Source organism: Arthrobacter sp. SLBN-53, from assembly GCF_006715585.1.
In the GTDB taxonomy this organism is placed as follows: Bacteria; Actinomycetota; Actinomycetes; order Mycobacteriales; family Mycobacteriaceae; genus Mycobacterium; species Mycobacterium neoaurum_A.
Window position 1 is genome coordinate 3,077,195 of sequence record NZ_VFNN01000001.1, and the last position, 20,016, is coordinate 3,097,210.

Consider the following 20,016-nt stretch of genomic DNA (forward strand, 5'->3'; position numbering starts at 1 on the left):
TTGTCGCTTCAATTGTTCAAACGCGCGAGGTCAGCAGCGCTGACAACGGCCGGAACGGCTGCAACCACGCGCCCTGCTCGGGCAGCGAATCAAGGCCGATTCGCGGTAGCGGTTCCCGGAAGACACCAGGGATGTCCTCCAGGTCGACGAACTCCAAGGTATCCGACGCTAACGCCCAACTGGCATGTTCGCGAAATCCGAGCACCTGCACGGGAACGCCGTCGTGAGCAATGTCCTCCAGCGGTGCGCGGAACGCCTGACCGTCGGCCGAAGCGACCACCACGCCGGCCAGTCCCTCGCCGCGACGCAGCGCAATGTGCTCCAGCATGTCGCTGTCGACATCACTGTCCTCGTCCACCTTCGGCTTGGCGAACACCGCGAAGCCGACATTGCGCAGGGCCTCCACCCAGGGCCGCACGACATCGGCGCTGCCCGGGGCGATGTTGGTGAAGACGGTCGCCTCGGGCTCCAGGGTCGGCACCGCGCCACCATCTGCCTGCCTGCGTCCGGACAGCTCCGCGGTCCGGCTCAGCAGCCACCTGCCCAGCGCGTCGAAGCGGGGCCGGTGCGCGGCGGTGGGACGGCCGCCGAGGATGGAGCCCAGTCCCATGTCGAGGTTGGGCGCATCCCACACCAGCAGTACGCGCTGGACGGTGGACGCCGGCTCGGCCGGGGCGTCGGGGGTCTCGGGAAGATCTGGCTCGGTGTCGATACTCACCTTGGCCTCCTGGTCTTCGTGCAAGCGCTCATCGCCGTTCCCACAGCAGCTCCGTCACGATCGGTCCGGCCAGCGCCTTGCGCTCGTATTTGGTCTCCGGCCGCGCCACCGATATCGGCAGCTCGTCGTCCATGCCGACGCGACGCAGCGCGGGTTCGGCATCTCCCACCTCGGCGATGTGCTCGGCATAACCCTGGTGGTCGGTCGCCACATGGAGCAGCCCGCCGGGGCGAAGGCGGTCGGCGATCAGGGCCACCGAGGCGGGCTGGATGAGCCGTCGCTTGTGGTGGCGGGCCTTGGGCCACGGATCGGGGAAGAACACCCGGACACCGGTCAGCGATCCGGCGCCCACGAGGTGTTCCAGCACATCCACCCCGTCACCGCGGATCAACCGGATGTTGGTGATGCCCTCGCGATCGATGGCCGACAGCAGTTGCGCCAGTCCACGCTTGTAGACCTCGACGGCGATGACATCGCGCTCGGGTTCGGCCTGGGCCATCGCGGCGGTCGAGGTACCGGTGCCGCAGCCGATCTCCACGATCAGCGGTGCCCGCCTGCCGAACCATTGCTCGAGGTCGAGGGATACCGGCCGTCCGTCGGCATCCAGCGCCTCGGAGCCCAACTCGGGCCAGCGGCGCTCCCAGGTCTGCTGCTGACCCCCGGTCAGCTGGGATCGACGGGTGCGGAAGCTCGTCACCCGGCGTTGATGATGGGCGGGAGCACCCGGCGCGGGATCGGCTCCCCCGGGCTCCTCCCCCTGGGCATACATCGGTCCATCGTCGCTCATCGGAGCCGGGGTACCCGCATCGCGGCACATATTGATACCCAACAGTTGCCTGGGCAGCGTTGTGACCCACATCAAGGCCCAAATCAGCGCGTCCCGGGGTGCGCCACCGGTGCCACGATGAACGGGTGGGTTTGATCGCCGAGTTGACCGCGCTCGCCGAGGGCGGCTCCCGGCCTCGACTGGGTCCGATCATCGCCGCGCTGGGGCGCCCGGTACGGGTTCGGGTGACGGGTCGCCCGGGTGTCGGGTGTCGGTCGGTCACGGCTGTGTTGCGGGATCAGGGACTGGACTGTGTGCCCGACGATGCTGTCGCCGACGTGGTGGCGCTGGTGATCGCCGAGACCGTCAAACCCGAGGACCGTTGCGACCATCTCGGCACCGACCGGCCGCGCCTGATCGTGCTCAACAAGGCCGACGCACTCGCCGACCCCGCGGCGCGGGCCGCGGCGATCACCGCGCAGACCGGTGTGCGCACCGTCCCGATGTGTGCGTTGGCCGGCGGCGAACCGACACCGATCCTGGATGCGATGGCCGAACTCTCGGCACCGCTGCGCTATCGAAGGCTGCGCACCGCGTTGACCAGGTTGCATGCGCTCGCCGCCACCGATCCCGCGCTTGCCGAACTGCTCGCAGCGGACACGACGGTGCTCGCCGCCGCGGCGGCGGCCGAGGAGGTGGTCCGCGCGGCCGGTCTGCGGCCGTCCCCGGCGGCACCGCTGCGCTCGGCGGTGCGCTGGCTGCACTACAGCCGAGGCCCGGTCAGTCCGCTGCATCGAGATTGCGGCGCCGACCTTTCCCGCGGGCAGCTGCGGCTGGTGGCCGGACGCGATACGCCACCGTGAACGCACCCGTCGTGATGGTGACCGGGCCGCCGTTCGCCGGGGTGTCCACTCTCGTGTCGGCACTGCGCACCGCACTGCCCGGGCACCGCTTCGTCGAGCACGCCGACGAGCCGGACGCCGTCGTGTTCGCGGTCTCCGCCGCCGCCCCGGTGGTCGATTCCGATCTGAGGGTCCTCGACGATGCGGCCCACCGCACCGACCTGGTGGTCGGTGTCGTCACCAAGATCGACGCCCACGCGGATTGGCAGACGGTCGTCACCGGTGCCCGGACGGCCGTGCAGGGTCATGCCACGCGATACCGGTCGATGCCGTGGGTCGGTGTGGCCGCCGCGCCGCGCGCGGGCGATCCGGTGCTCGCGGAGCTGATGGACCTGCTGACGAGCGGACTCGACAGCCCCACGCTGGCGCAGCGGAACCGGATGCGCGCCGATGAAAGCGCGCTGTGCGACCAGATCGATGCGCTCTGCGCCCCCGACGGTGTGGCCATCGCATTGCACCGCCGGCGTGCGGACGCCCTGCGCACAGCCCGGAACCTGAGCGCGACACAGGCCCGTGACCTGCGCACCCGACTGCAGCGAGCCCGTATCGACCTCAACCAGCAGGTCCACCGCCGGTGCGTGGACCTGCGGGCCGCACTCGCCGAGGAGGCTGCCCGGTGGCGCCGCGGTGTCGACCTCGGGGCGGTCGCCGTCGAGCACGCCGACCGGGTGGCCGCCGAGGTCGATGCGGCCGTCACCGCCCGGGTGCGAGAGATCGCGGGCGATCTGGGGTTGTCGGCTCCACCTGCCGAGACGTCACGGGTGGCGACCGATCCCGGCGCACCCGAGCCGTCCGGGCAGGACCTGGAGGCGCGTCTGATGATCGTGCTCGGGGCGGGGTTCGGGCTGGGGGTTGCCCTCGCGGCGGCCCGACTGCTGGCCGGGCTCGCTCCCGAGGCGGCCGCCGTCGCGGCGGGTGGCGGTGCCGCGGTCGGTCTGCTGTTGGCGGCCTGGGTGGTCCGCGTGCGCGGGCTGCTGCACAGCCGCGCCCGATGGGACCGCTGGACAGCCACCGTTACCAGCACCCTGCGTGCCGACCTCCAGGCGGCGGTCGCGTCCCGATTGTTGTCCGCCGAGTCGGCGTTGGCTGCGGAATCCGCAGCCGAGCGCGAAAGGGTGGCCGCGCGGACCCACACCACGCTTGCCGTCATCGACGCACGGCTGCGGGAGCGGGCGATCGCCATTGCAACCGCGGCCGGACCCGCTGAACGGCGGTTATCCGCCCTGCGCGGGTCCCTGCGCGCGGTCCGCGCCCAACTGGATTCGGTTACCGCCGAGTAGCAGCAACATCTGAATCGTTCCTGTGAGTGATCGGACATCGTCCCGATTCCACGGACCAAAGTCACCCGCGTTAACCTCTATTTCAGGGACGATCGTGACCTGCCGGTTAACGGCACATGCACGGAAACAACGCAGGAGACTTTGATGACCTCAGCGACCATTCCCGGTCTCGACAATGCACCGACGACGCATCAGGGGCTGTTGGCCTGGGTTCGTGAGGTCGCCGAACTGACCCAACCCGACCGGGTGGCCTGGGCCGACGGCTCGCAGGAAGAGTACGAGCGGCTCGCCGAGCAGCTCGTCGCGGCCGGCACCTTCCAGAAGCTCAACCAGGAGAAGCAGCCGAACTCCTACCTGGCGCTGTCGGACCCCTCAGACGTCGCCCGCGTCGAATCCCGCACCTTCATCTGCTCCGAGCGTGAAATCGACGCAGGCCCGACCAACAACTGGATGGAACCGGCCGAGATGCGCGGCCTCATGACCGAGCTGTACCGCGGCTCGATGCGGGGACGCACGCTCTGGGTGGTCCCGTTCTGCATGGGTCCGCTGGACGCCGAGGACCCCAAGTTGGGTGTCGAGATCACCGATTCGGAGTACGTCGTCGTCTCGATGCGGACCATGACGCGGATGGGTAAGGCCGCGCTGGACAAGATCGGCGAGGACGGTTTCTTCGTCAAGGCGCTGCATTCGATCGGCGCACCGCTGGAAGAGGGCCAGAAAGATGTGCCCTGGCCGTGCAACGACACCAAGTACATCACCCACTTCCCCGAGACCCGCGAGATCTGGAGCTACGGCTCCGGCTACGGCGGTAACGCCCTGCTCGGCAAGAAGTGCTACTCGTTGCGCATCGCCTCGGCGATGGCGCATGACGAGGGCTGGCTCGCCGAGCACATGCTGATCGTCAAGCTGATCTCCCCGGAGAACAAGTCGTACTTCATCGCCGCCGCCTTCCCGTCGGCGTGTGGGAAGACCAACCTCGCGATGCTGCAGCCGACCATTCCGGGCTGGCGAGCCGAGACCGTCGGCGACGATATCGCCTGGATGCGGTTCGGTAAGGACGGCCAGCTCTACGCCGTGAACCCGGAATTCGGCTTCTTCGGTGTCGCACCCGGAACCAACTGGGATTCCAACCCCAACGCCATGAAGACCATCGCCGCAGGCAACACCGTGTTCACCAACGTCGCCAAGACCGATGACGGTGACGTCTGGTGGGAGGGTCTGGAAGGCGAGCCCGATCACCTGATCGACTGGAAGGGCCAGGACTGGGTCCTGCGCGAGACCGAAACCAAGGCCGCACACCCGAACTCGCGGTACTGCACCCCGATTTCGCAGTGCCCCACGCTGGCTCCGGAGTGGGACGACCCGCAGGGCGTGCCGATCTCGGCGATCCTGTTCGGTGGACGCCGCAAGACCACCGTCCCACTGATCACCGAGGCCCGCGACTGGCAGCACGGCGTGTTCATCGGCGCCACGCTGGGCTCCGAGCAGACCGCCGCCGCCGAGGGCAAGGTCGGCACCGTGCGCCGCGACCCGATGGCCATGCTGCCGTTCCTGGGCTACAACGTCGGCGACTACTTCCAGCACTGGATCAACATCGGCAAGCAGGCCGACGAGTCCAAGCTGCCGAAGGTGTTCTTCGTCAACTGGTTCCGCCGTGGCGAGGACGGCCGCTTCCTGTGGCCCGGATTCGGTGAGAACAGCCGCGTGCTGAAGTGGGCCATCGAGCGCATCGAGCACAAGGCCGACGGCAAGAGCACCCCGATCGGGATCGTGCCGACCGCCGCCGATCTGGACCTGTCGGGTCTGGACGTGGATCCGGCCGATGTGGACGAGGCGCTGGCCGTCAACGCCGAGGAATGGCGTGCCGAGCTGCCTCTGATCGAGGAGTGGTTCTCCTTCGTCGGTGAGAAACTGCCCACCGGCATCAAGGACGAATTCGACGCTCTCAAGACCAGACTGGCCGAGTCCGACTGACCTCGGGCACGGCGTTCAGGCCTGCAGCCGGGCCAGTTCCCGGCGCAGGCCTGCTGCGCTGTGGTCGGCACGGTTGGACATCGTGCGACGCAGGAGCGGTTCGGCGTAACGCAGCCAGCCGCGAAAGGTGAACTCGACGCGGTAGGTCACCGCGGACCCGCTCGGATGCGGTTCCACCGTGATGATGTCGTGCGCCATCAGCGCGGAGGTGTTGCCGCGCAACTCGATCGACGAGCCCGGCGTCAGCGCGATGACCTCGTAGTCGACGTCCCTGGTGCGTCCGGCGAGTTTTGCGCTGTTGGCATAGTGCGTTCCGATATCGCCGTTGCCCCGGACCCGCACCGTGCGGACGGAACCGGCATCCCACTGCTCTGTGGTGGTGAAGTCCGCGAGGTAGTCGAACGCAGATTGTGGATCGGCCGAGGTGATCACCTCACGCTGCACCTCGATCATCGTCGGCTCTCGGATCGCCGAACGACGGTCTGCATCGCCCGCCGCAGACCGATTCGGTGCACGGGCTTCAATCCGAGCCAATAGAGTTGTCCGGGAAGGCCTTTGGGGATATAGCTGACGTGCTGATGGAGACGGGTTCGTCCCGGTGCCGCCGGCTCGATGCGCCACTGCAGCCGTGCTCGGCCGGGACCGTGCAGCTCCAGCAGTGCGGGTTCCTGCTTGTTCTCGACGGTCCAGTGCCCGTGCTTGGATGCCCAGTGCGCCAAGGCTTCCCACACTCGTTCCGGATCGGCCCGGACATCAGCGTCGTGACTCTCGGTGTAGACGATCTCGCCCGTCCACGCCGGATCGGTGGGTAGTGGGTCGGCGGCGGTGCCATCCCAGCCGGCCTCGGTGCTCTCGGCATTGCGCAGCGCCAGCGCCACGGCATCGCGATAGGGCGTGAGCCCACCGCTGGGCGCAGCGATGATGGCGTCGATATCGTGCTCGTAGGCGACGGCGTCGGTGCTGAGCGACTCGATGAGAGCCCGGCCGATGCTCAGCGGTACCGGAGTCACCAACCCGATCCACAGTCCGGCGAGTTTCGGTGTGAGAACCGGCAATACGAGGATGCGACGCCGCGTCAACCCGGCCACCTCGGCATAGATCTGCATCATCTCGCCGTAGCGCAGCACATCGGGCCCGCCGATATCGTAGGTGCGGCTCTCTGGGGTCGCCGCGGTGGCCGCGGCCGTCAGGTAGTGCAGGACATCGCCCACGGCGATGGGCTGGATATGGTTGTTGACCCAGCGCGGCGTGGTCATGACCGGTAGTCGGTTGGTCAGGTGCCGGATCATCTCGAACGACGCCGACCCCGCCCCGATGACCACCCCTGCCTGCAGCACCATCGTGGGTACACCGGATTCGATCAGGATCTGACCCACCTGGGTTCGTGAGCGCAGGTGCGTCGACAGTCGATCGGAGTGTTCGTGCAGACCGCCGAGGTACACGATGCGCCCGACGGCGGCCTCGCGCGCGGCGGCGGCAACATTCTCGGCGCTGCGCCGTTCGGCCTCCTCGAAATCGCCGTCACTGTTCATCGAGTGCACGAGGTAGTAGACGACGTCGACATCCCGGAACGGCTCCCGCAGGCTCGCGGCATCGGTGAGGTCTCCGCGAGCGATCTCGACGTCATCGGCCCAGGGCACCGTACGGATCTTGGCGGGGTCACGCACCAGCACCCGCACGTGATGGCCTGCATCGAGAAGTCTGGGCACCAGACGTCCGCCGATGTAGCCGGTGGCTCCCGTGACGAGAACCCGAAGTGCACCCACATTGCTCATTCGGAGAAGATGCCCCCTCAGATGGGTCTTCAAGCCTTCCGGCCCGGTAGGCCCGCTACCACGGAAAACTTGACGGATGTCAAGTTTTTGCCGACTACATGGTCGGAGGGCCGGGGCGGCATCGTAAAGTCGCCTCATGCAGATCCGTGACACGGCCACAGCCAGCCCCGATAAGCCCGCCGTCATCATCCACCCGTCCGGCACGGTGGTGACGTTCGGAGAGATGGAAGCGCGGGCCAACCAGCTGGCGCATTACTTCCGCGAGCACGGTCTTGTCGAGGGCGACGCGGTGGCCATCCTGATCGAGAACAACGAGCACATGCATGTGGTCATGTGGGCGGCCCGGCGTTCCGGCCTGTACTACGTGCCCATCAACACCCACCTGACCTCGGCCGAAGCGGCCTATATCGTCGACAACAGCGCGGCCAAGGCGATCGTCGGGTCGGCCGCCCTGACCCCGGTGCTGGAGGAACTCGCCGAGCACCTGCCCGGCGGCCTGCCTCCCGTGCTGCTGACCACCGGTGAGCTGGAGGGTTGGGCGAAGTACCCGGAGGCGGTTGCCGATCTACCTACCACCCCCATCGCCGACGAGTGGGATGGTGACCTGCTGCAGTACTCCTCGGGTACCACCGGCCGGCCCAAGGGCATCAAGCGGGCGCTACCGCATCTGCCGCCCTCGGAGACCCCCGGCATGATGGCCGCCCTGGTCTCCTTCTGGATGAACCCCGATGCGGTGTACCTCAGCCCGGCGCCGCTTTATCACACGGCGCCGTCGGTGTGGTCCATGCAGGCTCTTGCCGGCGGTATCACCACCGTGGTGCTCGAGAAGTTCGATGCCGAGGGCGCGCTCGCGGCGATCGAGAAGTACGGCGTGACGCACGGTCAGTTCGTCCCGGTGATGTTCACCCGGTTCCTCAAGCTGCCCGAGCAGGTGCGCAACTCCTATGACGTGTCGAGTCTGCAGCGGGTGATGCACGCTGCCGCCCCGTGCCCGGTCGAGATCAAGAAGCAGATGATCGACTGGTGGGGCCCGATCGTCGACGAGTACTACGCCTCGTCCGAGGCGATCGGTGCCACGCTGATCAGCGCCGAGGAGTGGCTGGCGCACCCGGGTTCGGTGGGCAAGGCGATGACCGGCATCGTCCACATCCTCGACGAGAACGGCAACGAGCTGCCCCCCGGCGAGCCCGGTGAGATCTTTTTCGAGGGCGGGCAGGACTTCGAGTATCTCAACGATGCCGAGAAGACCGCGTCGTCGCGGGATTCGCACGGCTGGAAGACGGTGGGCGACATCGGCTATGTCGACTCCGACGGCTATCTCTACCTCACCGACCGGCGCCATCACATGATCATCTCCGGCGGGGTGAACATCTATCCGCAGGAAGCCGAGAATATACTCGTCACCCACCCGAAGGTGATGGACGCTGCAGTGTTCGGCATCCCCGATGACGAGATGGGCCAGTCCGTCAAGGGCGTGGTGCAGACAGTCGACCCGGCCGATGCCACTCCCGAATTCGCCGACGAGCTGTTGGCCTGGTTGCGAGATCAGCTGTCGCACTACAAGTGTCCGCGCTCGATCTCCTTCGAGGCGCAGCTGCCCCGCACCGACACCGGCAAGCTGTACAAGCAAGAGCTCATCGAGAGGTACTCGTGACCCTCAGCGCTGCCGGGCGGGCCTGACCACCATCTCGTTGACGTCGACCTCGGCGGGTTCATCGATGGCGTAGCCCACCGCCCGGGCGATCGCGTCCGGCGCGATCGCCGCTGCACGGTAGCTGCGCATTGCATCGGCCGCGGTCGGATCCGTGATGGTGTCGGCGAGTTCGGATTCGACGACACCGGGGGAGATGGTGGTGACGCGGATCGACGGATCCATCTCCAGCCGCAGGCCCTCGGTGATCGCCCATGCCGCATGCTTGGTGGCGCAGTACACCGCCGCCGTCGGGACGACCTCGTGCGCGCCGACGGAGGCAACCGTGACGAAATGCCCGCTGCCCGAGCGCTGGAAGTGCGGGAGGGCGGCCGCGATGCCGTGGAGAACACCGCGGATGTTGACGTCGATCATCGTGTCCCACTGGTCGACCAGCAACGCGTCCATCCGGGACAGTGGCATCACACCGGCGTTGTTGACCAGCACGTCCACTCGCCCGTACTCGGCGACCACCGAGTCGACGAATCCGGTGAAGTCCGCGCGGTCGGTGACATCGAGCCTGCGGACAGCCAGGTTGTCGGTGGCCAGCGCCGCCAGCCGGTCGGTGCGGCGGGCGCCCGCCACCACCTGGTGGCCCCGGGTGGCGAGCCGACGGGCGATGGCTTCGCCGATCCCGCTGGTGGCTCCGGTGACGAGGACGATCTTCTTATCGGTCATGCGTCCAGCATCGGTGTCTCCCAGTGACCGGTGCCAGGGTGCGTGACACCCAGGCACCCGCGATCGGACACGCTTACGCTGGCCGTATGTCGGAGCTCGGGGATTATCTGCGCAGCCGACGGGCGCTGCTCGGGCCCGCCGATGTCGGACTTGTCAGCGTGGGGCAACGGCGGGTGCCGGGGCTGCGGCGCGAAGAGGTTGCCCAGCTGGCCGGGGTGAGCGTCGACTACTACATCCGCCTCGAACAGGGCCGGGAACGATCACCGTCGGCGCAGGTGCTGGAGGCGCTGGCTACCGTGCTGCACCTCGAGGCGGACGGGCGCGTACACCTGTTCCGATTGGTGGGCCACGCGGCACCGGTGCCGGCCCCCGCGACGCCCGATCGGGTGGATCCCGCGCTGCTGCAACTGATGGCCGCCTGGCCGGACAATCCGGCGCTGGTCTACAACCGGGCCTACGACGTGTTGGCTGCCAATCCGATCGCCGAGGCGTTGTTCGGCGACTTCGGAGCGCACGGCAACCTGATGACGCTGGTGTTCACCGAGGTACGGGCCAGGCAGTTCTATGCGGACTGGCCGCGGATCGCGGCGAATTCGGTGGCCGGTTTCCGTCGCAACCACGGCGAGCAGCCCAACGATCCGCGCGTCGTCGCGGTGCTCACCGAGCTGCTGGCGACCAGCGTGGAATTCGCCGCCCTGTGGGACCGTCATGATGTGCGGGGAAAAACTCAGGACAGCAAGACTTTTCGGCATCCGGAGGTGGGGACCGTGACGCTCGGACTGCAGACGTTCGCGGTGCGTTCGGCGCCCGGTCAGGAGTTGGTCGTGTACCAGGCCGAGCCCGGTTCGCCGAGTGCGGATGCGGTCAAGATGCTCGGCAGTCTCGCGGCGAGCCGCACAATCTGAACTATATGTGCGCACGTGCGCACATGTAATGCATACTGTGTGGGTGTCCGTCTTCATCCGGCTGTACACCGCCCAGGTCATCGCACTGATCGGGACCGGGCTGCTGACCGTCGCGCTCGGCCTGCTCGCCTACGACCTCGCCGGTGGCGCCGCCGGAGCCGTGCTCGGGACCGCACTCGCCATCAAGATGGTGGCCTATGTCGTTGTGGCCCCGGTGATGTCGGCACTCACCGTCCGCCTGCATCCGCGGACCGTGCTGGTCGGCGCCGATGCGGTGCGCGCCGCGATCGCGCTGTCGCTACCGTTGGTCGCCCACACTTGGCAGATATTCCTGCTGGTGTTCGTCCTGCAGGCCGCGTCGGCGACCTTCACCCCCGCATTCCAGGCGGTCATCCCGGCGGTCCTCGTCGATGAACGCGAATACACCCGCGGGCTGTCGCTGTCCCGGCTCGCCTATGACCTGGAGGCGATGCTCAGTCCGTTGCTGGCGGCCGCGTTGGTGACGGTGCTGTCCTACTCCGGACTGTTCGTCGCCACCGCCGGGGGATTCCTGGCGTCCGCGCTGCTGGTCGGACGCACGGCGGTGCCGGCTGTGGCGCATCGCGCCGAGCATGGACGCCTGCGTGACCGGATCTTTGCCGGTGCTCGGATCATGTTTTCCCGCAACGAACTACGCGCGTTGCTCGCGATGAACCTCGCGGTCGCCGCGGCCACCGCACTGGTCCTGGTGAACACCGTCGTCTACGTTCGCGGGCTGCAGGGCGGCGGTGACGCCGACGTCGCGGTGACCCTGGCCGTCTACGGCGCGGGGTCCATGGCAGTCGCCCTTTCGACGCCCCGCCTGCTGACCGTCATGGCGGACCGCACCCTGATGGTGATGGGCGCGGTGGGCGCTGCCGCCGGTCTGGTCGTGACCGCCGTGGTGCTGAGCGTGACGATTCCCGGGCCGCCGGTGCTCATGGTGCTGTGGGCGACGTTGGGAGCGTGCACCGCCATGGTCACCACCCCGGCCGGTCGTCTGCTGGCGCGTACCGGGCCGGACCGCCCCGCGGTCTTCACCGCGCAGTTCTCACTCTCGCACGGGGGGTTCCTGCTGACGTATCCGATCGCCGGCTGGGTGGGTGCCGGCGTGGGTCACGGACTGGCCGCCACCATGCTGGCTATTCTCGCAACAGGCGCGGCCGCATCGGCGGTCCGCATCATCGTCTGTGGGAGGGGGCAGCTCGGCGATGGACACGATCCCCAGAATTCCGATCGACGCACCCAGTCTGGTTCACGAGGGCGCCCCGGACCGTGATCGTCTCGACGCCGCCAGCGACACCTTCCGAATGCTGGCCGACCCGACCCGGCTGCACCTGCTCTGGATGTTGACCCAGGGCGAGGCCGATGTCAGCGCGCTGGCCGAGGCCACCGGTGGGTCGCGCACCTCGATCAGCCAACACCTGGCCAAGCTGCGGTTCGCCCGACTGGTCGACACCCGCAAGGATGGCCGCCGCGTCTATTACCGATTACGCGACGGCCACCTGGGCCGGCTGGTGCGCGAGGGTCTCAACCATGCCGATCACCAGGTGACCGGAGAGCCGCCGCACGCCTGAGCCACCATCGGCGCTCTTCGATCAGTCCGGCGGTTCGACCGGTTGGTCGGGAACATCGGGGGTCGGGTCCCCCCGCTCGGCCCGCTCGGCCGCCTGGTTCTTGGAGGACTCGTCCTCCGGCCCGTTCTCATCATCGACGTATACGCCCTTGCCAGTCGGCATCATGTCCCTCCTCTCGGGCCCGGCTACCCGATGCGCGATCGCGTGAAACGGGCCGCGGGTACCCGGACGGCGGGTAACAATTCGGTCACAGTGCAGATCACGATCAGTTAAGGGTTTGCCGCGCTGGTTAAGAAACAGACCGCGATCCTGAATGGATCGAGCCGGACTGCGAGGCACATCACGTGCGGTGGGTGTAACGCCGGCGCTCACGGGGTAGTTCGGTGTGAGCACCGGCCTGGGTGACCAACAGGGCACGCGTACCGTGGTTTTCGGGTCTGGGAAGACATCCGGCGCGTCTAGGGTCATGCGCGCGAAAGTCCGATTCTCGAAGGACACAACACATCATGAAGAACACCATCACGATCATTCGGCGGACATCCACGGGTGCGTTGCTGGGTGCCGCCGCCGCGGCACTCATCGCGGCACCGACGGCATCGGCGGCACCGAACTGCAATCCCGACGCGGTGGCCGGCACCGTCAGTTCGGTCACGGGTGCGGCAAGTGCCTATCTGAACAGCCATCCCGGTGCCAACCAGGTGGTCCAGGCTGCGCGCACCCAACCGCGCGATGTCGCCGCGGCGAACATCCGCGCCTATTTCACCGCCAACTCGCAGGAGTACTACGAGCTCCGCGGCATCTTGGCGCCGATCGGCGATACCCAGCGCCAGTGCAACGTCTCGGTGCTCCCGGCCGACCTGGCGTCGGCCTACTCGGAGTTCATGGCCGGCTGATCGACAGCACCGAAATCGCCGCCCGTACGGTCCGTCCGTGCGGGCGGCGAGTTCGTGAAGACACTCTGTAACCAGTCCCGCTGGCGTCGATAGAAATCTTGGGCGACAGCGGTTTTGGGTGCGACACCGTCGAATCCGTGGAAGGCTCCGTCGACGGTGCGGACCTCGCACGCGACGTCCGCGGCGCGCAGGCGTCTCGCATAGGCGAGATCCTCGTCGTGGAACAGGTCGAGCGTGCCCACCCCGATCCAGGCCGGCGGCAGGCCGCTGAGGTCTTCTCGTCGTGCCGGCACGGCCACCTCGGGATCGGCGGTGCCGAGATAGGCCGACCACCCGAACCGATTGCTCTCGTGGGTCCACAACCGATGGCCGGGAGCATCGAGGTGCGCACCGACCGATCGGTCGTCCAGCATCGGGTACACCAGCAGTTGTCCGGCAGGGTGCACCTCACCGCGGTCCCTGGCCAGCAGGGCCAGCGCGGCAGCCATCCCGCCACCGGCGCTTGCGCCCCCAATCGCGATGCGCCCGGCATCGACGCCGGGCAGACCGGCCAGCCAGGTCAGCGCGGTGTAGCAGTCCTCGAGCCCGGCCGGGTAGGGGTGCTGTGGCGCCAGCCGATAGTCCACCGACGCGACCGTGGCGCCGAGGGCGTCGGCGAATCTGCGGCAGGAGGCGTCGTCCTGGGCGGCACTGCCGATCACGTAGCCGCCGCCGTGGATCCACAACAGCGCAGGGCTGGGCGCGGTCGACTGTCGCGGTCGATACAGCCGCACCCGAACCCCTGAGCTCAGCGTCAGTGGCAGCACACCGTCCGGCACCCGGCGTTCCATCAGCATGCTCATTCGCTGCAGCAGAACAAGATTCGCCTTGGTGACGAGTTTGCGCGGAATGAACCGGGCGATACGGGCGAGTTCGGGGTGGAAGGTGGTCCCGGGGGTGGTCACCTCAGCAGTATGGTCGACCCGCCGGATCGGCAAGGGTCACTTGAGCAATGGATCTCGCGGCAGGCCCAGAATCCGCTCGGCAATGGTATTGCGGGTGATCTCGGAGGTGCCGCCGGCGATGGTCATTGCGCGATTTCCCAGGTAGGCGTTGGTCAACCGTTCGTTGCCGCCGGTCACGGCCGACACCCCGGCCAGTGCCATGCCCAGTTCGGTGAGCCGCTGGGACTGCTCGGCCACCAACAGTTTGGTGACATTGCCTTCCGGCCCAGGCTCGGCGCCGGCGATGGCGCGGCTGACCCGCCGCATGTTGAGCATCGGCAGGGTCAAGGTTTCGGCGATGATCTTCCCGGCGTCGTGCAGGTGGCACACGGCGGTCTCGGTGGGAACGCTGTCGAGAAGGGCGACAAGGTCGGAGATGGTGAATCCGGTCGGAGCGCCCGAGCCCCCGCCGATCGAGACCCGCTCGTTGCCCAAGGTGGCGCGGGCGACCAGCCAGCCCTTGTTGACCTCGCCCACCACATCGGTGTCCGGTACGAACACATCATCGAGGAACACCTCGTTGAAGTGAGAGTCGCCGGTGAGACCGCGCAGCGGGTTGACCTGCACGCCCGGGGATCCCATATCGATCGCCATCATGGTCACCCCGGCGTGTTTGGCTGCGTCAGGGTCGGTCCGCACCGTCGCAAGTCCCCACTGGCAGTGCTGGGCAAGGCTTGTCCACACCTTCTGCCCGGTGACCCGCCACCCTCCGTCGACCTTCTTGGCCGAGGTGCGCACCGCAGCGGCATCCGAACCCGCGCCGGGTTCGGAGAAGAGTTGACACCACAGCACGTCCCCGCGGAGCACCGGCCCGACCCAGCGGGTGCGTTGGTCATCGGTACCGGCCTGGGCGATGGTCAGCGTCACCCAGCCGGTGATCCCCAGGTCCGGCAGATCGATATCGCGGAATTCCTGCTCGATCACCAGCTGTTCGAGCACATCGGCGGCTCGGCCCCAGGGCCGTGGCCAGTGCGGCACTAGGTATCCCGAATCGACGAGGAACGGGCGCCGCTGGTCCTCGGGTAGCGAGCGAACATGCGCGGCAGCCTGGGCTGCCGCGGCGCGATGCTGTTCGGCGGCCGCGGGAACGGGCACCGACACCGCGTCGGTCAGGCCGGTACGTGTCGCGTCGACGAGTTCGGCCAGCGGATCGTTGCCGTCGGCAAGCAGTGCCGACATCGTCCTGGCGCGCCGCAGGTACAGGTGCGCATCGTGTTCCCAGGTGAACCCGATGCCGCCGTGGATCTGAATATTGTTGTGCGCATTGAAAACCTGGGTGTGGATGGCATGGACCGCCGCGACGGCGGCGGGCAGCGCGGCCTCGTCGAGATCATCGCACCGGGCGGCGGTCCAGGTGGCGGCGGTGGTCTGCTCGGCGGCGACGAGCATGTCGGCGGCGTGATGTTTGACGGCCTGGAACGTGCCGATGGTCCGCCCGAACTGCTCGCGCACCTTCGCGTATTCCACCGCCATGCGCAGGGTCGCCCAGCTGACTCCGACGGCCTCGGCGGCGGCCAGGATCCGCAGCACCGTGCGGGCGCGCCGGGACGCCCCGCGTAACACATGGTCGGCGGGGATGCTCGCGCCACGCATGGCCACCGCGCCGATGGAGCGGGTCGGGTCCAGGGTCGGCAGCGGCGTGACCGTGACTCCGTCGGCACGTGCGTCCACCACCAGCAGGTCCTCACCGGCGGAGAGCACCAGCACATCGGCATCCGGGGCGCCCAGGACCGCGGGCCACTCGGCGGTGGCGGTCATGTCGGTCTGCATGTTGACCCGGATGTTCAAGCCGAGTGCCGCGACGGTGCTCCCATCGGCCAGCCCGGGAAGCAGGCGCGCGCGGACCGAGTCCGGCGCGCAGCGGTCGATCACGGTCGCCGCGGCGACGGTGGGCAGGAACGGGCCCGGCATGAGCTCCCCGCCGGCGACCTCGACGACCACCGCCAACTCGGCGAGCCCGTAGCCGGAACCGCCGAACTCCTCGGCGACGGCCAAACCGTTCCAGCCGAGTTCGGCGCCGGCCCGCCACAGTTCTGCGGGAAAGCTCCCGGGATCGGCGAGCGCGACGCGTGCACTTGCACGGCTGTCGACCCTGCGCAGCTGACCGATGGCCGCGGCCGCCAGATCGTGGTGTTCTTCGGTGATGGCCAGCGCCGACGTGCTCATGACTCTGTGAAGTTACCGGTGCAGCTGAGGCACACGAGAGTGATACAGGTCACATTAATGGCACAGGTAGACAGATCCCCCGAAATGTCTGCTTAAGACCGACCCTTCGCGGGTACGCTCGCGCCATGACGGCTCAACCGGCGGAAAAAAGCCCCGGACCTTCTCTTATGCGCCGCGCCCGGTGGTTGATGAACGCCAACCACGCCGACCGCATGCTCGCGCTCTCGGTCGCATCGGCCTCGTTGCCCATCGTCGGCAAGCAGCTCGAACCCCTCGGGGGCCTGGCCGCAATGGGTGTGTGGGGCTTTCGGCAGTTCCCCGAGCTGTTGGCGGCCTCGGCCAAGTCGTGGTTCAGTCCCGGCAACGCCCCCGTCCGCAGGGCCGAGCGCGAACAGACGGTCGACGTGGCCAAGGAAGGGCTTCGCGGTGTCGTCAACCCGGCGGACCTCGCCGGCCAGTGGCCCGCTCCGGAATCCGCGCCGCCCTTGTGGAACACCATGGCCTATCGGCGCGATGTCTTCCGCACCTCGGTGCGCTACGGCGACCACCCGCTGCAGCTACTCGACGTGTGGCGTCCCGCAGAACTCCCACGCGAGCCCGCCCCGGTGCTGCTGTTCATTCCCGGCGGTGCCTGGGTGCACGGCAGCCGAGTCCTGCAGGGCTACGCGATGATGTCCCATCTGGCCCAACAGGGCTGGGTGTGCCTGTCCATCGACTACCGGGTGGCGCCGCATCACCGTTGGCCGCGCCACCTGACCGATGTCAAGGCCGCGATCGCGTGGGCGCGGGCCAATGTCGACAAGTTCGGTGGGGACCGCAATTTCGTCGCGCTGGCCGGTTGTTCGGCAGGCGGCCATCTGGCTGCACTGGCCGGGCTCACTCCCAACGACCCGGCCATGCAGTCCGAACTGGACGACGAGGCCGACACCTCGGTCGACGCTGTCGTCGGAATCTACGGGCGCTACGACTGGGAGGACCGTTCCACCGAGGAGCGTGACCGCTTCGTGGACTTCCTCGAGCGCGTCGTCGTCGGTCGGAAGATCTCGCGGCACCCTGATCTCTTCCGCGCCGCCTCGCCGATCGCCCGGGTGCACCGCGACGCGCCGCCGTTCTTGGTGATCCATGGTTCCGCGGACACCGTGATCCCGGTGGAGCAGGCACGCAGCTTCGTCGACCGGTTGAAGGCGACCTCCGATGCGCCGGTCAGTTACGTCGAGTTCCCCGGAGCCGGACACGGTTTCGACATGACCGACGGGGCCCGTACCGGCGCGATGGCCAAGGCCATCGGACTGTTCCTCGATCAGATCCACCGAAACTCGACGGCACGTCAGGCCAAGGCGGTTATATAGACTCCTCCACCCAGGGAGGGATTTAGCCGTGAAGAGGCTCAGCGGTTGGGATGCGTTCCTGCTGTATTCGGAAGCGCCCAACGTGCACATGCACACCTTGAAAGTCGCCGTCATCGACCTGCACGGACTCGGCGACCGCACATTCGGCGTCGAAGATTTCCGGAATGTGTTGCACGGCAGGCTCTACAAGCTGGAACCGTTCCGATACCAGCTGGTGGACATCCCGTTCAAGTTCCATCACCCCATGTGGCGGGAGAACTGCGATGTCGACCTGGAGTACCACATCCGACCGTGGCGGGTCGCCGCGCCGGGCGGGCGCCGCGAACTCGACGAGGCGATCGGCGAGATCGCCAGCACCCCGCTCGACCGCTCCCGCCCACTCTGGGAGATGTACTTCGTCGAGGGTCTTGCCGACGACCGGATAGCGGTGGTCGGCAAGATCCATCACGCGCTGGCCGACGGCGTGGCATCGGCCAACCTGTTGGCCCGTGGAATGGATCTGCAGGACGGACCGCAGCGCGACCGCGACTCCTACGCCACCGATCCGGCGCCGTCGACGGGCGAACTCGTCAGAACGGCGTTCCTGGACCATATGCGCCATATCGCCCGGGTGCCGGGTCTGGTGAAGTACACCGCCGAGGGCATCGGTCGCGTTCGGCGCAGCAGCCGCAAACTCGGCCCGGAACTCACCCGCCCGTTCACCCCGCCGCCGAGCTTCATGAACCATGTGCTGACCCCCGAGCGCCGGTTCGCCACTGCCAGCCTGTCCCTTGCCGACGTCAAGTCGACCGGAAAACATCTGGGCGCCACCATCAATGACATGGTCCTGGCGTTGGCATCGGGAGCATTGCGCAAACTGCAACTGCAGTACGACGGTAAGGCCGACCACCCCTTGCTCGCGTCGGTGCCGATGAGCTTCGACTTCTCCCCGGACCGCATCTCCGGTAACCGGTTCACCGGGGTGCTGATGGCGCTCCCCGTGGACCTCGATAACCCGCTGGACCGGGTGCGTCGCGCCAGCGAGACGGCCTCGCTGGCCAAGGAGAGCAATCAGTTGATCGGCCCGGAGTTGGTGGCCCGCTGGGCTTCCTACATGCCCCCGGCCGGGGTGGAGGCACTGTTTCGCCGGTTGTCCAACGTCGACGGCCAGAACAAGATCCTGAATCTGAACATCTCGAACGTCCCGGGCCCCCGCCAGCTCGGGCGAGTCGGTGGCGCGACGGTCTCGGAGATCTATTCGGTGGGTCCGCTCACCGCGGCCAGCGGCCTGAACATCACGGTGTGGAGCTATGTGGACCAGCTCAACATCTCGGTGCTGTCCGATACCGCGACCGTCCGGGACCCACACGAGGTCACCGATGCGATGGTGCAGGAGCTGCGGGACATCCGGATCGCGGCCGGTCTCTCCGGAGAGATCACCGTCGACTCGTGAGGTCGGTTCTTCGCGATACTGCTGACACCCCGGTGATGGGTCACAATGACCACATGCGATGGCTGAGGGGACCGGCGCGGATGGCCCTTGCTCGGATTGCCCTGGCGCTGCTGGGCGTGTCGGTGGTCCTGGCAGGTTGCTCGTACGGGCCCTCGACGAGGCCGGCGAAGCCGTCGGATGGTGCGGTGGGCCTGCCGAGCGCAACGGAAGGCTCCGGCGCGGTGTCGATCCTGCCCGGCACGGCCGCGCTCGGTCAGCCACTGATCGCCAAGGGTGCCACGATCACACCGCGCGCGGACAATCTGACGGTGGTCCGGACCGCAGGGGAAGAGGTCGAGCTCGGTATCGATGTGTCGTTCACCGGCGTCACGACCCCGATCGACGCGACCGGCGCCGACGGCGGATTCCGCCTGCACCTCAGTGGCGGGGAGCAGGTCGCGACATCGCGCCCGCTGGAGAGCAAGACCGTGCCGTTGGCGTCTCGGGTGCGCGCCGACGCCAACGGCTGGGTGTTCTTCCTCCTCAAACCCGGAATGCGACCGACACAGCTGCAATTGACCGCCGCCGCGGCGGGCTTCGGGATGCCGCCGGCCCCGATCGCGGTGTGGGCCATGCCTGCCACCTTGCCTGCGCCGTCGTCCGCGATGTCCCCACCTGCCGAGCCACCACCGGACCCCGGCGCGCCGCCGGCGCCGATACCGCCCGGTGATGACGGGGTGCCGCCGCTCCCGCCCGCGCCGCGCGGGCCTGCGCTTCCCCCGCCACCGCAGCTGCCGCCGCCGCCCAGGCTGCCGCCGCCACCGGCGCTGCCCGCCCCGCGGCTGCCGCCGCCTCCGGCATTGCCAGCCCCGCAGCTACCGCCGCTGCCCGCCGGTGTCTGCGGTAACACACCGTTGTGCTGAGCGGTTGA

19 protein-coding genes are annotated in these 20,016 nt (G+C 68.0%); 11 read left to right on the plus strand and 8 right to left on the minus strand.

Annotation, left to right across the window (positions count from 1 at the left end; genetic code table 11):
- Nucleotides 1-16 precede the first annotated feature (16 nt).
- Together FBY28_RS14765 and trmB are read right to left on the minus strand one after the other, a co-directional pair.
- The gene (locus FBY28_RS14765) at nt 17-718 is read right to left on the minus strand and encodes an NYN domain-containing protein (RefSeq protein WP_141867944.1); all 702 of its coding nucleotides are present in this window, start codon (nt 716-718) and stop codon (nt 17-19) included.
- A 28-nt stretch (nt 719-746) separates the two neighbouring features.
- Nucleotides 747-1,505, minus strand: coding sequence for a tRNA (guanosine(46)-N7)-methyltransferase TrmB (gene trmB, locus FBY28_RS14770; protein WP_174241633.1), 759 nt, complete (start codon nt 1,503-1,505; stop codon nt 747-749).
- A gap of 125 nt (nt 1,506-1,630) precedes the next feature.
- Here trmB and FBY28_RS14775 point away from each other — a divergent pair, with 125 nt between their 5' ends.
- The 3 genes from FBY28_RS14775 to FBY28_RS14785 all read left to right on the plus strand — a co-directional run bounded on the left by FBY28_RS14775 (nt 1,631) and on the right by FBY28_RS14785 (nt 5,640).
- The gene (locus tag FBY28_RS14775; RefSeq protein WP_216847705.1) at nt 1,631-2,347 is read left to right on the plus strand and encodes a hypothetical protein; all 717 of its coding nucleotides are present in this window, start codon (nt 1,631-1,633) and stop codon (nt 2,345-2,347) included.
- A complete protein-coding gene (locus tag FBY28_RS14780) occupies nt 2,344-3,666 on the plus strand; it encodes a hypothetical protein (RefSeq protein WP_141867948.1) in 1,323 nt (440 codons plus the stop codon). The genes FBY28_RS14775 and FBY28_RS14780 overlap by 4 nt, the downstream gene beginning before the upstream one ends.
- Before the next feature lie 144 nt (nt 3,667-3,810).
- Nucleotides 3,811-5,640, plus strand: a complete 1,830-nt coding sequence (locus FBY28_RS14785; RefSeq protein WP_141867950.1) for a phosphoenolpyruvate carboxykinase (GTP) — start codon at nt 3,811-3,813, stop codon at nt 5,638-5,640.
- Between the two features lie 15 nt (nt 5,641-5,655).
- On the opposite strand, the gene FBY28_RS14790 is transcribed toward FBY28_RS14785, so the two are convergent.
- The gene (locus tag FBY28_RS14790; RefSeq protein ID WP_141867952.1) at nt 5,656-6,093 is read right to left on the minus strand and encodes an SRPBCC family protein; all 438 of its coding nucleotides are present in this window, start codon (nt 6,091-6,093) and stop codon (nt 5,656-5,658) included.
- On the minus strand, nt 6,090-7,415 hold the full coding sequence (locus tag FBY28_RS14795) for a DUF2867 domain-containing protein (RefSeq protein ID WP_141867954.1): 1,326 nt from the start codon (nt 7,413-7,415) through the stop codon (nt 6,090-6,092). Before FBY28_RS14795 ends, FBY28_RS14790 begins: the two co-directional genes overlap by 4 nt.
- Before the next feature lie 136 nt (nt 7,416-7,551).
- Between FBY28_RS14795 and fadD4 the strand changes: the two genes are divergently transcribed.
- A complete protein-coding gene (gene fadD4 / locus FBY28_RS14800; protein ID WP_141867956.1) occupies nt 7,552-9,069 on the plus strand; it encodes a fatty-acid--CoA ligase FadD4 in 1,518 nt (505 codons plus the stop codon).
- 3 nt (nt 9,070-9,072) lie between these two features.
- On the opposite strand, the gene FBY28_RS14805 is transcribed toward fadD4, so the two are convergent.
- The gene (locus FBY28_RS14805) at nt 9,073-9,783 is read right to left on the minus strand and encodes an SDR family oxidoreductase (protein WP_141867958.1); all 711 of its coding nucleotides are present in this window, start codon (nt 9,781-9,783) and stop codon (nt 9,073-9,075) included.
- A gap of 86 nt (nt 9,784-9,869) precedes the next feature.
- Here FBY28_RS14805 and FBY28_RS14810 point away from each other — a divergent pair, with 86 nt between their 5' ends.
- The 3 genes from FBY28_RS14810 to FBY28_RS14820 are packed head-to-tail and all read left to right on the plus strand — an operon-like array spanning nt 9,870 to nt 12,283.
- Complete coding sequence (locus FBY28_RS14810) at nt 9,870-10,688, plus strand: helix-turn-helix domain-containing protein (RefSeq protein WP_141867960.1); 819 nt, start codon at nt 9,870-9,872, stop codon at nt 10,686-10,688.
- A 43-nt stretch (nt 10,689-10,731) separates the two neighbouring features.
- Entirely contained in the window at nt 10,732-11,985 is a 1,254-nt protein-coding gene (locus FBY28_RS14815) for an MFS transporter (protein WP_286178078.1), read from the plus strand.
- The gene (locus FBY28_RS14820; RefSeq protein WP_141867964.1) at nt 11,918-12,283 is read left to right on the plus strand and encodes an ArsR/SmtB family transcription factor; all 366 of its coding nucleotides are present in this window, start codon (nt 11,918-11,920) and stop codon (nt 12,281-12,283) included. Before FBY28_RS14815 ends, FBY28_RS14820 begins: the two co-directional genes overlap by 68 nt.
- Nucleotides 12,284-12,304: 21 nt before the next feature.
- On the opposite strand, the gene FBY28_RS25780 is transcribed toward FBY28_RS14820, so the two are convergent.
- A complete protein-coding gene (locus FBY28_RS25780; RefSeq protein WP_160145493.1) occupies nt 12,305-12,445 on the minus strand; it encodes a hypothetical protein in 141 nt (46 codons plus the stop codon).
- Between the two features lie 344 nt (nt 12,446-12,789).
- On the opposite strand from FBY28_RS25780, the gene FBY28_RS14825 reads away from it, so the two are divergent.
- Nucleotides 12,790-13,176 carry a heme-binding protein gene (locus FBY28_RS14825; protein ID WP_141867966.1) on the plus strand — a complete coding sequence of 129 codons (387 nt, stop codon included), beginning with the start codon at nt 12,790-12,792 and terminating at the stop codon, nt 13,174-13,176.
- Here the strand turns inward: FBY28_RS14825 and FBY28_RS14830 are convergent.
- Both FBY28_RS14830 and FBY28_RS14835 read right to left on the minus strand, forming a co-directional pair.
- Complete coding sequence (locus FBY28_RS14830) at nt 13,152-14,120, minus strand: alpha/beta hydrolase (protein WP_141867967.1); 969 nt, start codon at nt 14,118-14,120, stop codon at nt 13,152-13,154. The two genes, FBY28_RS14825 and FBY28_RS14830, sit on opposite strands and share 25 nt — an antisense overlap.
- Before the next feature lie 36 nt (nt 14,121-14,156).
- The gene (locus FBY28_RS14835; protein WP_141867969.1) at nt 14,157-16,325 is read right to left on the minus strand and encodes an acyl-CoA dehydrogenase family protein; all 2,169 of its coding nucleotides are present in this window, start codon (nt 16,323-16,325) and stop codon (nt 14,157-14,159) included.
- Nucleotides 16,326-16,513: 188 nt separating this feature from the next.
- On the opposite strand from FBY28_RS14835, the gene FBY28_RS14840 reads away from it, so the two are divergent.
- From FBY28_RS14840 to FBY28_RS26065, 3 genes are read left to right on the plus strand one after another with little or no spacing between them, the layout of a single operon-like run.
- A complete protein-coding gene (locus tag FBY28_RS14840; protein WP_286178081.1) occupies nt 16,514-17,674 on the plus strand; it encodes an alpha/beta hydrolase in 1,161 nt (386 codons plus the stop codon).
- Nucleotides 17,675-17,702: 28 nt separating this feature from the next.
- Complete coding sequence (locus FBY28_RS14845; RefSeq protein WP_141867971.1) at nt 17,703-19,106, plus strand: WS/DGAT/MGAT family O-acyltransferase; 1,404 nt, start codon at nt 17,703-17,705, stop codon at nt 19,104-19,106.
- 53 nt (nt 19,107-19,159) lie between these two features.
- Nucleotides 19,160-20,008 carry a hypothetical protein gene (locus tag FBY28_RS26065; RefSeq protein ID WP_216847708.1) on the plus strand — a complete coding sequence of 283 codons (849 nt, stop codon included), beginning with the start codon at nt 19,160-19,162 and terminating at the stop codon, nt 20,006-20,008.
- Nucleotides 20,009-20,016 lie beyond the last annotated feature (8 nt).

Coding starts and splice junctions, on each gene's coding strand:
- FBY28_RS14810 (WP_141867960.1), top strand. CDS start 9,870: ATGTCGGAGCTCGGGGATTATCTGCGCAGCCGACGGGCGCTGCTCGGG.
- FBY28_RS26065 (WP_216847708.1), top strand. CDS start 19,160: ATGCGATGGCTGAGGGGACCGGCGCGGATGGCCCTTGCTCGGATTGCC.
- FBY28_RS14840 (WP_286178081.1), top strand. CDS start 16,514: ATGAACGCCAACCACGCCGACCGCATGCTCGCGCTCTCGGTCGCATCG.
- FBY28_RS14795 (WP_141867954.1), bottom strand. CDS start 7,415: ATGAGCAATGTGGGTGCACTTCGGGTTCTCGTCACGGGAGCCACCGGC.
- FBY28_RS14790 (WP_141867952.1), bottom strand. CDS start 6,093: ATGATCGAGGTGCAGCGTGAGGTGATCACCTCGGCCGATCCACAATCT.
- FBY28_RS14820 (WP_141867964.1), top strand. CDS start 11,918: ATGGACACGATCCCCAGAATTCCGATCGACGCACCCAGTCTGGTTCAC.
- FBY28_RS25780 (WP_160145493.1), bottom strand. CDS start 12,445: ATGCCGACTGGCAAGGGCGTATACGTCGATGATGAGAACGGGCCGGAG.
- trmB (WP_174241633.1), bottom strand. CDS start 1,505: ATGAGCGACGATGGACCGATGTATGCCCAGGGGGAGGAGCCCGGGGGA.
- FBY28_RS14805 (WP_141867958.1), bottom strand. CDS start 9,783: ATGACCGATAAGAAGATCGTCCTCGTCACCGGAGCCACCAGCGGGATC.
- FBY28_RS14825 (WP_141867966.1), top strand. CDS start 12,790: ATGAAGAACACCATCACGATCATTCGGCGGACATCCACGGGTGCGTTG.
- FBY28_RS14835 (WP_141867969.1), bottom strand. CDS start 16,325: ATGAGCACGTCGGCGCTGGCCATCACCGAAGAACACCACGATCTGGCG.
- FBY28_RS14785 (WP_141867950.1), top strand. CDS start 3,811: ATGACCTCAGCGACCATTCCCGGTCTCGACAATGCACCGACGACGCAT.
- fadD4 (WP_141867956.1), top strand. CDS start 7,552: ATGCAGATCCGTGACACGGCCACAGCCAGCCCCGATAAGCCCGCCGTC.